This is a genomic window from Agrobacterium salinitolerans (assembly GCF_002008225.1).
Classification (GTDB): Bacteria; Pseudomonadota; Alphaproteobacteria; order Rhizobiales; family Rhizobiaceae; genus Agrobacterium; species Agrobacterium salinitolerans.
On sequence record NZ_MRDH01000016.1, the window covers coordinates 16,841 to 32,247 of the forward strand.

Sequence of the window (15,407 nt, forward strand, 5' to 3'; positions counted from 1 at the left end):
GATGTCTTGGTGGCCCTTCGATCCGGCATCGGCCAAACTTGCCGGGTGAAAAGGAATGAACGTGAAGGGCGCCGCCACACGTCTGCCGACGTCGCGGAAAGCAGCAACCCTGCTGCTCGCCTGCACGATTTTTTACCCGCAGGGAAGCGTCTTCGCGCAGACTGCAACGACAGCCATACCTGTCTTGCCGGGCGCCGCTTCTGCCGTCGACGGAGCAGCTTCACCCACACCGGCAACGGACAGCGGGGTGAGCACTGGCGCTGTCACGGCCACAGCTACGACCACGCCCGCACCACAACTCTGGCGTCCCTCCACCAATCCCGGCGATCCTATTTACGAACAGCAGGACGACGCAAGCCAACCCTCTGCCGAGGCCGAAAACCCCTATGAGCCGACGGTAGACGGTGGCGAAAACCCACGGATAGCGACCGAACCCGGACAGACGCCCGGCATCCGGCTCGGCACGTTCCTGCTGCGACCGTCAATCAGCCAGACGATCAATACGGAAAAGCAGACGAATACCGGCGGCCCCTCCAGACGCAACTATCTGACGACAGGCATACGCGGCACGCTCACCAGCGACTGGTCCCGTCACGCTTTGACGGTGACGGGCGACGGGGCCTGGGAGAGGAACTTCGGCAGCGACAAGGACGGCGAAGAGCCCCGGGCAAGGATAGAGGCCGATCTACGCCTCGATCTCGGTGAAGAAACGACGGCCAATCTCAAGGCAGGTTATGAATTCAGCCGCGAGGACACGACGGACCCCAATGCTCTCACCGGCGCTGCCGTGCAGGGCGGTGAGCACCGCTTCACCACCGGCGCGTCGATAGAGCGGGATTTCGGCAAGCTGCGCGGCCTGGCGGCGCTCGATCTGTCGCGCACGGTCTATACGGATGCGAAAGGCATCGACGGCCGGCCGATCAGCCTCAGCGACCGCGATCAGAACGGCGCGAACCTGCGTGGACGCATCGGTTATGAGTTGTCGCCGGCGCTCATCCCCTTCCTGGAACTGAATGCCGGGACGACCAAATATGACAGGCGTCTCGACAATTCCGGCTATGCCCGTTCCTCCAATGCCTATGGGGCGAAGGTCGGCGCGGAAGTCGATCTTGGCGAGAAGACCCGCGGCGAGGCCGCCATCGGTTATTTGCGCAAGCAATATGACGACGATCGCCTTGCCTCGATCGGCGCATTGACGCTGGATGGCGAGCTCAACTGGTCACCCCAACGCGGCACGAACGTCAATCTCGGTCTGCGCACGACGATAGAGGACTTCGCCGGCGGACCACAGGGCGGCTGGGTTTCCTATCGGTTGGATGCCGGCCTGACCCACGAATTGCGCAGCAACCTCGTTGCCCGCCTGACGGGACAGGTCGTGCATCGCACATTCCCCTCTTCAGACATAGAAAATGCCGTTGAATATACCGCAGGCGCCGGCCTGACCTGGGGGTTGAACCGCTATCTCGACCTGACGGCGGACGTCAGCTACCAGTGGACACCGGTTTATGACAGCAGCGAGCTACGTGTCGGCGCAGGACTTGTCCTCAAGCGATAGGCTTCGGCCAAAAAGAAATCCCGGCGCTGAGGCCGGGATCCCGTTTCTGTTCTGGTGGATTACTTCAGCCCGTCGATCAGGGCCTTGATCGGCTCTTCGATCGCAGGGCGAATATCGCCACGCTCCAGCGCGAAAGCGACGTTGGCAAGAATGAAACCATCCTTGGCACCGCAGTCGAAGGTCTGGCCGCGGAAATGATAGCCGGAGAACTGCTGTGATTTGGCAAGCGTCAGCATGCCGTCCGTCAGCTGGATTTCGTTGCCGGCGCCACGCTCCTGATTTTCGAGAATGTCGAAAATCTCGGGCTGAAGGATGTAACGGCCGTTGATATAGAAATTCGACGGCGCCGTACCCTTGGCCGGCTTTTCGACCATTTCCGTGATCTTGAAACCTTCGCCCACGGCGTCACCCACGCCGACGATACCGTATTTATGCGTCTGATCGGGAGCGCATTCCTGCACCGCGATGACGTTGCCCTGGGTCTGGTCGTATAGTTCGACCATGCCCTTCAGGCAGCTTTTCTGCGAATGCATGATCATGTCGGGCAAGAGCACGGCGAAAGGCTCGTCGCCGACGATATCGCGGGCGCACCAGACCGCATGGCCGAGACCAAGCGGCACCTGCTGGCGGGTGAAGCTCGCGGTGCCCGCCTTGGGCAGAAGGCCGGCCAGCAATGTCAGCTCGGCATTCTTGTTGCGCTCGCGCAGCATCTGTTCGAGTTCAAATTGAATATCAAAATAATCTTCGATCACCGCCTTGCCGCGGCCGGTGACAAATACAAAATGCTCAATGCCCGCTTCCGCCGCCTCATCGACGACATATTGAATGACCGGCTTGTCGACGACGGTGAGCATTTCTTTCGGAACCGCCTTGGTTGCGGGCAGGAAACGCGTGCCGAGACCCGCGACCGGAAATACGGCCTTCCGAATTTTCTTCTGTTCTACCACATATCCCTCCTGAGAGATAAAGCTTGATCACAATCCCCGCACGCTGTTGTTATTTCAAAAATAACAACGTTTTGTAAAGGGTGACGCTACCATCTATTAATGGTAAAGAATTTGTTGACGTTCTTTTGTTATCCATGATGACGCCCGATGCGTTTTCGCAATCGAAATGACATTCGAGAGAACGAAAGACAGACGATGACAAAGATGATCCTTTCCGATGTCCGCAAATTCGGCTGCATGGTGGTTGCAGGCCTGGCAATCTCGCTGGCGCCCGTTTCGGCCCGCGCCGATCAAGGATTCCGTCAGTGGATCAACCAGTTCTACGCAACAGCCGCAAAAGAAGGCATAAGCAGAGCGACATATCAGAAAGCCTTTGCCGGTGTCAGCGAGCCGGATCCCGACGCGCTGCGCAAGGCCACCTTCCAGCCGGAATTCACCACGCAAATCTGGGACTATCTCGATTCCCGCGTCAATCCGTATACAGTGCGGATCGGCCGCGAGATGAAGATGAAGCACGCAACGACCCTCAACTGGATCGAGCGTAACTTCAATGTCGACAAGCATATCATTCTGGCCATCTGGTCGATGGAATCGAATTACGGTGCGGTTCTCGAAAAGCCTGAGCGGCTGCACAATATTCCGCAGGCGCTGGCAACACTCGGCTATTCCGACCCCAAACGCGCCAAATTCGCGCGCACGCAATTGATCGCCGCTTTGAAGATTCTCCAGGCGGGCGATGTGACGCCGAAACAGCTGACGGGCTCCTGGGCGGGCGCGATGGGTCATACCCAGTTCATCCCGACCAGCTACCTGCTTTATGCGGTGGATGCGGATGGCAACGGCAAGCGCGACATCTGGCGCTCCATTCCGGACGCGCTGGCGACCGCGGCCAATCTGCTTTCCAAGAACGGCTGGCAGCCCGGACGGACCTGGGGTTATGAAACCGCCGTTCCGCGTGGCGGCGCCCGTTATGAAGGGCAGACCAAGACCATTGCGGAATGGGCGAAGCTTGGCTTCACCCGCCCGAACGGCAAGAACTTCACCCGCGGATCCGATCGCGCCATGCTGAAGTTGCAGGGCGGGGCAAACGGCCCCGGTTTCCTGATGATGAAAAACTTCTTCACCATCAAGAAATACAACGCCTCCGACAGCTATGCGCTCGCCGTCGGCCTGCTTGCGGATGAGATCGCCGGTTATGGCGGTATGCAGCAGAAGTGGCCACGCCCCGATGGAACGCTGGATATTCGCGAAAAATTCGAGCTGCAGACCCGCATGAAGGAACTCGGCTATTATAACGGTGAGGTCGATGGGAACTTCGGCTCCGGGTCGAAAGCCGCAATCAGCGCCATCCAGTCGCGCATGGGTATGGAAACCGACGGCCAGCCGTCGCAGCGGTTGCTGAGAGCCTTGCGTAATTGATAATGTGCCGGTGAATTCGGCGGCTATCAAGAAACGCCGCCGAAATATCCGGAAGGGTTGATGTGATGAGTGGGAAGCCTCAGGTGAAAAACGGAAGAACCGGCTGGCGTTTCTTGGCCGTCCTTCTTTCAGCCGTCCTTACCGTGCCGCTCGTTCCTTCCGAAAGCTTCGCACAGGAGCAACGGCGTACACTGTTTGAAATGCTCTTTGGCAAACCGGTGGGCCGCGACGGCGGATCCGGGCGCGACTACCAGCCCCGCAACCGCCGCGACTTTCCGTCTGCTCCGCGCGAAAGATCGGTCACCCGCCCCCAACCCGCCAGAAAAGCGCCCTCGGTGGTTCAGATGCGGACCGCAAAGCCGGAGCCAGCCGCCAAGCTTGAAAATGCGCGGCGCGTTCTGGTCATAGGCGATTTTCTCGCCGGCGGCATGGGGGACGAACTGGTCAATGCCTTTGCCAATTCGCCTGCAATCGCCGTCGATGTGCGTGCCAACGGCTCCTCCGGCCTCGTGCGTACCGATTATTACGACTGGTTCAAAAACCTTCCGCAGTTTATCAGCGAAACCAATCCGGCTACCATTGTCATCATGATCGGATCGAACGATCGCCAGCAGATGCAGATCGGCGACACCAGGGAAAAGTTCGGCACGGAGGTCTGGTTCAAGGAATATGAACGGCGGATCGACGAGCTGCTGGCGCTTGCCGGACGCCAGAAGGCGCCGCTGCTGTGGGTCGGCCTGCCTGCCTTCCAGTCGCCGTCGCTTTCGGCCGATCTTGTCGGTTTCAACCGGCTTTATCGCAGCCATGTCGAAAAATATGGCGGTGAATTCGTGGACGTCTGGGACGGTTTCGTCGATGAGGCGGGAAAATTCGTCATTACCGGTTACGACATGAACGGCCAACAGGCCCGCCTGCGCGAGGCTGATGGCATAGGCATGACCCAGGCCGGCAAACGCAAGCTTGCATTTTACGTTGAGAAATTCGTGCGCAGACACCTCGATAGCGCCGGACCGGACCTTGTGAAACTGGACGGCAGCAATCTACCGGCACTTACCTCCCTGCCCGCACTCGGCATCGATGCCGGGCAGGTGCGCACCCAGCCTATCAGTCTCACCGATCCCAATCTCGACGGCGGCGACAAGCTGTTAGGCGATGCGCCTTTGGCCGCCGGGCCGACACGCGTCTCCGTGGTGGAATCGCCACGCGAAAGGTTGACCAAGCGCGGCGAGATGGCCGATGCGCCGGCAGGCCGAATCGATGACTATCGTGTGGCGCCCGATACCGCGCAGACAAAACAATAGAGGCTTTCGGAGCGGCCCGACCGCCCCGCAGCGGGCGTAATGTTTAGGCAATCCGCACATGACAGGATAGGTACAGCTTTGCAGGAATGCGGGGTTGGTCATCCGCCATCCCAGTCCCTTTTTTTTGCATGGTGACATCGATTTAGCGGCGACGCCTCGCTTGTCCTTAGCGCGAGCGGCGTCGACGTTTTTGCCTTTCGCCGCGCCCCTTCCCGGAAGGGATACCGGACAATACCGAGATGGAATTCATGCGCCTGCTGCTTGTTGAAGACGAACGCGAAATGGCAGCAGCCCTGTCCGCCGCGCTCCACCGGTTCGATATTATCGTGGATACGGTCGGCACGCTCGATCTTGCCCGTCACGCCATCATGGACGGCGTCCATGACCTTGTCGTGCTTGACCGGCAATTGCCCGATGGTGACGGCATCCAGCTTATCGAAGATTTGCGGCTCCTGCCCCTCACCCCGCCCGTCATCGTGCTGACGGCGCAGGGAGCGCTTGTGGATCGGGTGAACGGTCTGAACCTCGGCGCGGACGACTATCTGGCCAAACCATTCGCGGTCGAGGAACTGCTTGCGCGCATCCGCGCCCTGATGCGCCGGCCGGCCGGCGCCGTGACGATGACGGCAAAACTGGGCAGGCTGGAATTCTGCTTCGAAACCCGCGAAGTGCGCATCAAGGGTGAATTCCTTCCGCTGACCAGACGCGAACTGCTGATCCTCGAAGCCCTGTTGCGGCGACAGGGCAGGACGGTGCTGCGCTCATTGCTCGAGGAAGCCGTTTATAATTTCGACGATGAGATCCAGTCCAATGCACTCGATTCCCATATTTCCCGCTTGCGCCGCAAATTGGCGGCCGCGGATGCGGGCCTTGAGGTCCATGGCATTCGCGGCGTGGGTTACCTGCTGAGGGCGACCTCGTGAAGCTGGCCAGAAGAAAATCGCTCAAGCGCCGGCTGACCCTTCAACTGCTGTTGTTCCAGATCGGCAGCCTGTTCTTCGTCACCGCCGCCATGGTCACCTATATGTCGAGCGGCGGCGCAGGCAGCGCGCTGCTCAGCCCGGAGGCGGCCCAGACAACCGCCAACGCGATCATACGGAATGAAGATAATCGGCTGGTTCTCAAAGAGACGCCCGAATTCGTCAAGCTGCGCAACAATACCTCCGATTTCTGGTTCGTCGCGGTCAGCGAAAACGGTGAGATCGTGCAGGGCGGGCAGGTGCCCGAGGCATTCAGCAATATGGATCAGCAATTGAGCGACATCAGGGTCTCAGACGTGCGCGACGCGGCGCTGTCCTATTCCTACCTCGCCGTGGTGCGAATCGCCGTCGTTCGCCGCGCTTCGGGGCCGGCGGGAGAATTCGTCATGATCGGCAAAGGCGGGCCGTTCAGCATGACGTTACCGGTTTTGTTGTTTTCGAACATCTTGATCATGCCTGTCCTCATTCTCATGTCCATCGTGACGGTCGTGACCATCCCCTGGATCATCCGCAGGGAATTTCGCGCCCTTTCCACCATTGCTCGCACAGCGGAAACCATCGATATCGACAGGCGCGGATACCGATTGCCGGATGGCGATATTCCGAAGGAAGTGCAGCCTCTCGTTCACGCCGTCAACGGCGCGTTGAAGCGGCTGGACGACGGCTACGAACGACACAAGCGCTTCATTCTCGATGCCGCCCATGAATTGCGAACCCCCGTCGCCATTCTCCAAACCCGTGTTGAAACGCTGCTGGACGGCCCGGCTCGCAGCAGAATATTGGCGGATGCCAGCCGTGTCGCCGTGCTGGCCGAACAATTGCTCGATTTGCAGCGCCTTGGCGGGCAGAAGGCCCCTCTGGTCCCGCTTGATCTTGTCAACCTGTGCAGATCGGTCGTCGCTGACATGGCCCCGCTCGCCATATCACAGGGATATGCGCTGTCCTTCGAACCGGAGGAAGAGCCGATCCTCGCCCTTGCAGACCACGCTTCGTTGCAGCGCGCCCTGATGAACATCGTGCAAAACGCCATCGAACATGGCGGCAATCGCGGCACGATCACGATAAGGGTGGCAGCAAACCGGGTGATCGAGATAGCCGACGAAGGCAATGGCATTCCCGAAGAGGACCGGGAACTGGTTTTCGATGCCTTCCACCGCCTGCGACCGAAAGATCGCGGCACCGGGCTTGGGCTCAACCTCGTGCAGGAAATCGTCCGCTATCACGGTGGGGAAATTACCATCAGCGATGCTTCCACCGGTGGCGCCTGCTTCCGTATCACCCTTCCTTATTGCTGAAGAAAAGTCCTCATTTTCGCAACCAAAAGAAAAGGCCTGTTGCATCTGCAACAGGCCTTTTCGGCTCGTATTACCGTCAGTGCTTAGCGCGGAAGGACGGTCGCACCCATCAGCGCTTCATCGATTGCACGCGCCGCCTGGCGGCCTTCCCGGATCGCCCAGACCACCAGCGACTGGCCACGGCGCACGTCGCCCGCCGCCCAAAGCTTGTCGACCGAAGTCTTGTAGTCGGTTTCATTGGCGATCACATTGGTGGAACCGCGACGGTCAGTGTTGAGCTTCAGCTTGCCGTCCATTTCCTTCAGCACGCTGTCCGTGAAGGGACCTGAAAAGCCGATCGCGATGAACGCAAGATCGGCCTTGATGATGAATTCCGTGCCAGCGATCGGCTTGCGGCGGTCATCCACCTGGCAGCACTTCACTCCTGTCAGCACGCCGTCTTCGCCGACGAATTCGAGCGTCGCCACCTGGAACTCGCGGATGGCGCCTTCGGCCTGCGAGGACGAGGTACGCATTTTCGTCGCCCAGAAGGGCCAGACCGCCAACTTGTCTTCCTTTTCCGGCGGCATCGGGCGGATGTCGAGCTGGGTGACCTTCACGGCACCCTGACGGAAAGCCGTACCGACGCAGTCGGATGCGGTATCGCCGCCACCGACAACGACGACATGCTTGCCGCCGGCAAGGATAGGATCGGCCGGCCAGCCAATGCTGTCGATATTTTCGCGACCGACGCGGCGGTTCTGCTGCACGAGATAGGGCATGGCATCGTAGACGCCATGCAGATCGGCGCCGCCGATACCGGCCGGGCGCGGGGTTTCCGAACCGCCGCAATAAAGCACGGCATCGTGGTCGGCCAGAAGCGCTTCGACCGTTACATCGACGCCGACATTGACGCCGCAATGGAAGGTGACGCCTTCGCCCTTGATCTGCTCGACACGGCGGTCGATGAAGTTCTTCTCCATCTTGAAGTCCGGAATACCGTAACGAAGCAGGCCGCCGGGCTTAGATTCGCGCTCATAGACATGAACCTCGTGGCCGGCGCGGCCCAGCTGCTGCGCAGCCGCCATGCCCGAAGGACCGGAACCGATGATGGCGACCTTCTTGCCGGTGTGGATCGTCGCGGGCTTCGGCACGATGAAACCCAGCTCATAGGCCTTGTCGGCAATCGCCTGCTCGACGGTCTTGATGGCGACCGGCGCATCCTCGAGGTTCAGCGTGCAAGCCTCCTCGCAGGGTGCCGGACAGACGCGGCCGGTGAACTCCGGGAAGTTGTTGGTGGAATGGAGGTTGCGGATCGCCTCTTCCCAATTGTTGTTATAGACCAGATCGTTCCAGTCCGGGATCTGGTTATGCACGGGACAGCCCGTCGGGCCGTGACAGTAGGGAATACCGCAATCCATGCAGCGTGCCGCCTGCTTCTGCACTTCGGCATCCGACATCGGAATGGTGAATTCGCGGAAATGGCGGATACGATCCGATGCAGGCTGATACTTGCCCACCTGACGGTCGATCTCCAGAAAACCTGTAACCTTGCCCACGTTTAAATCCTCACGTCAAAGCGGAGCGCCTGTCGGGCCCCAGTACCAGTAAGCGAAACCCATAGCCGCCCCCAGCACGATGAACTCAAATCCGGTCTCGCCGCTCGTCCAGGTGACCGCCATGGGAACAGCGACCGCGATCATCAGCGAGATCAGTTGGTGTAGTATCCTCACGCGGCGGATTACTCCGCCGCCACGCCCATGCGCATGCGCTCCATTTCCTCAAGCGCACGACGGTATTCGACCGGCATGACCTTGCGGAATTTCGGACGGAACTCGCTCCAGCGGTCGAGTATATCCTTGGCGCGTGCAGAGTTGGTGTAGTGGAAGTGATTGGAAATCAGCTGGTAGAGCCGCTCCTCGTCGTGACGCGTCATGTCCTCGGAAACGTCCACACGTCCCTTGTGCATGAGGTCGCCGCCGTGATGGTGCAGCTTTTCCAGCATGTCGTCTTCTTCCGGAACCGGCTCCAGCTCGACCATGGCCATGTTGCAGCGGGTGGCAAAGTCGCCCTTCTCGTCGAGAACATAAGCCACGCCGCCGGACATGCCGGCTGCGAAGTTACGGCCCGTTTCACCGAGAACGACGACGATACCGCCGGTCATGTATTCACAACCGTGATCGCCGACACCTTCGACAACAGCAACGGCACCGGAGTTACGCACCGCAAAGCGCTCACCCGCCACACCGCGGAAATAACACTCGCCGGTGATCGCACCATAAAGCACGGTATTGCCGACGATGATCGAGTTTTCCGCAATAATCCGGGTATTTTCCGGCGGGCGCACGATGATGCGGCCACCTGACAAACCCTTGCCGACATAGTCGTTACCATCACCCACTAGATCGAAGGTGATGCCACGGGCAAGGAACGCGCCGAAGGACTGGCCCGCCGTGCCCCGCAGCGTCACATGGATCGTATCGTCCTTGAGACCCTTATGGCCCCAGCGCTTCGCCAACGCGCCCGAAAGCATGGCACCGGCGGAACGATCGACGTTCTTGATCGGTACTTCGAAGACCACGGGCTCGCGGTTTTCCAGCGACGGCAGAGACTTCTCGATCAGCTTGCGGTCGAGAATGTCGTCGATCGGATGCTTCTGGCGTTCGGTCCAGAAGGTCGCTTCCTTGGGAGCCTCGACCTTGTGGAAGATGCGGCTGAAATCCAGCCCCTTTGCCTTCCAGTGCGCCAGCATCTCATCCTTTTCGAGCAGTTCGGAAGCGCCGATGATCTCGTCCAGCTTGGTCACGCCCAGCGAGGCGAGGATTTCGCGCACTTCTTCGGCAACGAAGAAGAAGTAGTTGATGACGTGTTCCGGCGTGCCCTTGAAGCGCTTGCGCAGAACCGGGTCCTGCGTGGCGACGCCCACGGGGCAAGTGTTCAGGTGGCACTTGCGCATCATGATGCAGCCGGCCGCAATGAGCGGCGCGGTTGCAAAGCCGAATTCATCAGCACCCAGAAGCGCGCCGATGATGACGTCACGGCCGGTCTTCAGACCACCATCCACCTGCAGCGCGACGCGCGAGCGAAGGCCGTTCAGCACCAGTGTCTGCTGGGTTTCGGCAAGGCCGATTTCCCAAGGGCTGCCCGCGTGCTTCAGCGACGTCAGCGGCGAAGCACCCGTGCCGCCATCGAAACCGGAAACGGTGATGTGGTCGGCGCGCGCCTTGGCGACACCGGCCGCAACCGTGCCGACACCGACTTCCGACACCAGCTTCACCGAAACATCGGCTTCCGGATTGACGTTCTTCAGGTCATAGATCAGCTGCGCCAGATCTTCGATGGAATAGATATCGTGATGCGGCGGCGGCGAGATGAGACCGACGCCCGGTGTGGAGTGGCGGGTCTTGGCAACCGTCGCATCCACCTTGTGGCCGGGCAGCTGGCCGCCTTCGCCGGGCTTGGCACCCTGCGCAACCTTGATCTGAAGCATATCGGCATTGACGAGATATTCCGTCGTCACACCGAAACGACCAGACGCGATCTGCTTGATGGCAGAGCGTTCCGGGTTCGGCTTGCCATTGAGCAACGGCAGATAACGGTCGGATTCTTCGCCGCCCTCACCCGTGTTGGACTTGCCGCCGATCTGGTTCATGGCAATGGCGAGCGTGGTATGCGCCTCGCGGCTGATCGAGCCGAAGGACATGGCGCCCGTCGAGAAGCGCTTGACGATCTCAGCCGCCGGCTCGACTTCATCGATGGAAACAGGCTTGCGGCCGAGCGCTTCCGCAGACTTGATGTTGAACAGGCCGCGAATGGTATTCATGCGCAACGCCGTCTCATTCACCATGCCGGCAAATTCGCGGTAGCGGTCCTGGCTGTTGCCGCGCACCGCATGTTGCAGCGAGGCAACCGCATCTGGTGTCCAGGCGTGGCTTTCGCCGCGCATACGGTAGGCATATTCACCGCCGATATCGAGCGTATTGGCAAGGATCGGATCCTTGCCGAAAGCGGCCGTGTGGCGCGTTACGGTTTCTTCGGCGATTTCCGTCAGGCCCACACCTTCGATGGAAGTAGCGGTGCCGAAGAAATACTGCTCGACAAATTGCGACGACAGGCCGACGGCGTCGAAAATCTGAGCGCCGCAATAGGACTGGTAGGTGGAAATGCCCATCTTGGACATGACCTTCAGGATGCCCTTACCGACAGCCTTGATGTAACGATAAACGACTTCGTCGTCGGAGACTTCCTTCGGGAAGGCGCCGTGCTTGTGCATGTCGAGCAGGGTATCGAAGGCGAGATAGGGGTTGATCGCCTCCGCGCCATAACCGGCAAGCAGGCAGAAATGATGGACTTCGCGTGGCTCACCGGTTTCCACGACGAGGCCAACCGAGGTGCGCAGACCCTTGCGGATCAGGTGATGGTGCACGGCGGCCGTCGCCAGAAGTGCCGGGATCGCGATGCGATCAGGGCCAAGCTGGCGGTCGGAAAGAACGATGATGTTGTAACCGCCACGAACGGCCGATTCCGCCCGCTCGCAGAGGCGGTCGAGCATTTCGGGCATACCTTCCGCACCGCGCTCCACATCATAGGTGAAGTCGAGCGTCTTGGTATCGAAGCGGTCTTCCGTGTGGCCGATGGAACGGATCTTTTCCAGATCGCCATTGGTCAGGATCGGCTGGCGCACTTCCAGACGCTTGGCGCGGGCTGCCCCTTCGTGATCGAGCAGGTTCGGGCGTGGACCGATGAACGAGACGAGGCTCATGACGAGCTCTTCGCGAATCGGATCGATCGGCGGGTTGGTGACCTGCGCGAAGTTCTGCTTGAAATAGGTGTAAAGCAGCTTCGACTTGTCCGACATGGCCGAAATCGGCGTATCGGTACCCATCGAACCGATGGCTTCCTGGCCGGTCGTCGCCATCGGCGACATCAGGAGCTTGGTGTCTTCGCTCGTGTAACCGAAGGCCTGCTGACGGTCGAGCAGCGACACGTCGCGGCGCAGCGCGCGCGGCTCCACCGGCTTCAGATCCTCAAGGATGAGCTGGGTGCGGTCGAGCCAGCTACGATACGGATGCTTGGCGGCGAGCTCGTGCTTCACTTCCTCGTCGGAAACGATGGAGCCCTTTTCCATATCGATCAGCAGCATCTTTCCGGGTTGCAGACGCCACTTCTTGACGATGCGCTCTTCCGGCACGGGCAGCGTGCCTGCCTCAGACGCCATGATGATGCGGTCGTCATCGGTGACGAGGTAACGCGCCGGGCGCAGACCGTTGCGGTCGAGAGTCGCGCCGATCTGCTTGCCGTCGGTGAAGGCGACGGCAGCCGGACCGTCCCACGGCTCCATCAGCGCTGCATGATATTCGTAGAACGCCTTGCGTTCGGCGGACATGGACTGGTTGCCGGCCCAGGCTTCCGGGATCAGCATCATCACGGCATGGGCCATGGAATAACCGCCGCGCACGAGGAACTCGAGCGCGTTGTCGAAGCAGGCCGTATCCGACTGACCCTCGTAGGAAATCGGCCAGAGCTTGGAGATGTCATCGCCGAACAGCGCGGAGGAAACCGACGCCTGACGCGCCGCCATCCAGTTGACGTTGCCGCGCAGCGTGTTGATTTCGCCGTTATGGGCGACCATTCGGTAAGGGTGCGCCAGTTTCCAGGACGGGAAGGTGTTGGTCGAAAAACGCTGGTGCACGAGGGCGACAGCGGATTCGAAGCGCGGATCGGCGAGATCCTTGTAATAGGCGCCCACCTGATAGGCGAGGAACATGCCCTTGTAGACGATGGTCGAGGAGGAGAGAGAAACGGGATAGAAATCCTGCGTTTCCTTGCCGCCGCCCTCGTCATAAATGCGGTTGGAGAGAACCTTGCGGATCAGGAACAGCTTGCGCTCGAAATCGGCATTGCTCGCGGCGTCGCGGCCGGCGCCGATGAAGACCTGCACGTGGTGCGGTTCGGTCGCGGCGATATCCGGCGCCTTGGAAAGAGAGGAATTATCGACCGGCACATCGCGGAAGCCGAGGAACTGCTGCCCCTCTTCGCCGATAACGTCGACGATGACCTTCTTGTAGTGCTCGATGCGGGAAGGATCGCGCGGCATGAAGATATGGCCGACGGCGTATTCACCCGCCTTCGGCAACGTCACGCCCTGCGTCGCCATCTCCTCACGGAAGAAACGATCAGGAATTTGCACCAGAATGCCCGCACCATCACCCATGAGCGGATCAGCGCCGACAGCGCCACGATGCGTGAGGTTTTCCAGGATGAACAGGCCGTCCTTGACGATCTGGTGCGACTTTTGGCCCTTCATATGGGCAACGAAGCCGACGCCGCAGGCATCATGTTCATTAGCCGGATCGTAAAGACCCTGCCTTTCCGGCAAACCGCCCGCGAAACGCGCTTTCGCAGAAACGGGCGCGGCCGCAGCCGCGGTGGGACAGTCTGTGGTCAGGGTGGCGGCAGCGATGTTCGCCTGCGGCTTGTTCGTCATTTGTGTCCCTCCTGCAAAATTACTTGCATGGTTTCATGCGAAGATCCGGCTCGACACGAATTTTCGCTTCCCGCAAAACTCGCATTCAACCCGGCTTTGGTCAATTTAGGACAGCAAAGCTGTCTCAATTCAGTAGGATTTTGGCAGAAACGGGCGGATTTAGCAAGGGTGCGAATCCAATTAGTGAAAGCCGCATTTCGCAGCGAAGTTTCGATACTGACCTATTGCGCGAAACTTTCTTGTCGCAAAGCAGGTCGACCCGTTGCTTTCATTACCGGATTTGCCAATCTCAATGTTCCGACCTAGAACTTTCCCCGTTATCGCTTCGAACAGCCCGAACAGAACCTCAGCTATCGGAAAGCCTTCAGAGATGTTTTTTGCTTCAGACAATTGGGCTGGCGCCCATCCGGCCGTCAACGAACGGCTTTCGCGGGAATCCACACGCTTTGCCGCGGCTTATGGCACCAGCGAACTCGATCTCTCCATCGAAAAGCGCTTCAACGAGATTTTCGAACGCGAAGTCGCGGTGTTTTTCGTCGCGACCGGCACGGCGGCCAATTCGCTCTCGCTGGCCAGCATCGCCCGCGCCGGCGGCCTGACCTTCTGCCACTCCGAAGCGCATGTGATCGAGGACGAGTGCGGCGCGCCGGATTTCTTTTCCGGCATGCGCATGGTCGCCGTCGAGGGACCGAACGGCAAGATGCTGCCGGAGAACCTCATTGAGCGCATTGCGCGTTATCCGCAGGATGCCGTGCATCACGGCCGCGCCGCAGCCATCACCATGACGCAGGCGACCGAGGCCGGCACGGTCTACACACTCGATGAAATCGATGCCATCGCCAAAATCGCAAAAGACAATGGCCTGCCGCTGCATATGGATGGCGCGCGTTTCGCCAATGCGCTGGCCGCACTCGGCACCACACCCGCCGAAATGACCTGGAAACGCGGCGTCGACGTCCTGTCTTTCGGCGGCACGAAAAATGGCTGCTGGTGTGCGGAAGCGATCGTCTTCTTCGATCCCTCGCTCGCCAGGGATTTCTCCTTCCTGCGCAAGCGCACCGCCCAGCTTTTCTCGAAATCGCGTTTCATCGCCGCGCAATTCGAGGCCTATCTGCAGGACGACCTCTGGCTCGGTCTCGCCAGCCACGCCAACGCCATGGCCAATCGTCTGCGTGCCGGTTTCGCTTCGCTGAACAGCGCCCGCCTTGCATGGCCGACTCAGGCCAATGAAGTTTTCGCTATTCTTCCAAAGGCCGCCGCAGAAGCCGCCACGGCAAAGGGTGCAAAGTTCTATGACTGGCTGGAGCCGCGCGATATGCCGGAAAATGTCGGCAAGGACGAAGTGCTGATCCGCATGGTCACGAGCTTTGCCACGACAGAAGCCGATGTGGACGAATTCCTGTCGATCTGCGCCGCCGTTTAAACTATCGCAGGGCGTCGCCTT

The 15,407-nt window shown here is 60.0% G+C and carries 10 protein-coding genes; 6 read left to right on the forward strand and 4 right to left on the reverse strand.

The features are described from left to right. Positions 1-55 precede the first annotated feature (55 nt). Positions 56-1,555, forward strand: a complete 1,500-nt coding sequence (uppP, locus tag BS627_RS12235; RefSeq protein WP_077983508.1) for a polysaccharide biosynthesis protein UppP — start codon at positions 56-58, stop codon at positions 1,553-1,555. A 59-nt stretch (positions 1,556-1,614) separates the two neighbouring features. On the opposite strand, the gene galU is transcribed toward uppP, so the two are convergent. Next, positions 1,615-2,502: a UTP--glucose-1-phosphate uridylyltransferase GalU gene (gene galU, locus BS627_RS12240; RefSeq protein ID WP_077983509.1), complete on the reverse strand. Its 888-nt coding sequence runs from the start codon at positions 2,500-2,502 to the stop codon at positions 1,615-1,617. A 195-nt stretch (positions 2,503-2,697) separates the two neighbouring features. On the opposite strand from galU, the gene BS627_RS12245 reads away from it, so the two are divergent. The 4 genes from BS627_RS12245 to BS627_RS12260 all read left to right on the forward strand — a co-directional run bounded on the left by BS627_RS12245 (position 2,698) and on the right by BS627_RS12260 (position 7,497). After that, positions 2,698-3,921, forward strand: coding sequence for a lytic murein transglycosylase (locus BS627_RS12245; protein WP_077983613.1), 1,224 nt, complete (start codon positions 2,698-2,700; stop codon positions 3,919-3,921). A 65-nt stretch (positions 3,922-3,986) separates the two neighbouring features. Further along, complete coding sequence (locus tag BS627_RS12250) at positions 3,987-5,222, forward strand: SGNH/GDSL hydrolase family protein (RefSeq protein ID WP_077983510.1); 1,236 nt, start codon at positions 3,987-3,989, stop codon at positions 5,220-5,222. Between the two features lie 248 nt (positions 5,223-5,470). Continuing rightward, positions 5,471-6,145 (forward strand): response regulator transcription factor, encoded by a 675-nt coding sequence (locus BS627_RS12255; RefSeq protein WP_077983614.1) that lies wholly within the window; start codon positions 5,471-5,473, stop codon positions 6,143-6,145. Then, entirely contained in the window at positions 6,142-7,497 is a 1,356-nt protein-coding gene (locus BS627_RS12260; RefSeq protein WP_077983511.1) for a sensor histidine kinase, read from the forward strand. The genes BS627_RS12255 and BS627_RS12260 overlap by 4 nt, the downstream gene beginning before the upstream one ends. A gap of 83 nt (positions 7,498-7,580) precedes the next feature. On the opposite strand, the gene BS627_RS12265 is transcribed toward BS627_RS12260, so the two are convergent. Genes BS627_RS12265 through gltB form a run of 3 tightly spaced genes read right to left on the reverse strand, consistent with a single transcriptional unit; the run spans position 7,581 to position 13,963 of the window. Next, positions 7,581-9,035 carry a glutamate synthase subunit beta gene (locus BS627_RS12265; RefSeq protein WP_077983512.1) on the reverse strand — a complete coding sequence of 485 codons (1,455 nt, stop codon included), beginning with the start codon at positions 9,033-9,035 and terminating at the stop codon, positions 7,581-7,583. A 15-nt stretch (positions 9,036-9,050) separates the two neighbouring features. Beyond that, entirely contained in the window at positions 9,051-9,209 is a 159-nt protein-coding gene (locus BS627_RS24545) for a hypothetical protein (RefSeq protein ID WP_165691235.1), read from the reverse strand. Between the two features lie 8 nt (positions 9,210-9,217). Continuing rightward, complete coding sequence (gene gltB / locus BS627_RS12270) at positions 9,218-13,963, reverse strand: glutamate synthase large subunit (protein WP_077983513.1); 4,746 nt, start codon at positions 13,961-13,963, stop codon at positions 9,218-9,220. A gap of 370 nt (positions 13,964-14,333) precedes the next feature. Between gltB and BS627_RS12275 the strand changes: the two genes are divergently transcribed. Then, entirely contained in the window at positions 14,334-15,386 is a 1,053-nt protein-coding gene (locus tag BS627_RS12275) for a threonine aldolase family protein (protein WP_077983514.1), read from the forward strand. Positions 15,387-15,407 lie beyond the last annotated feature (21 nt).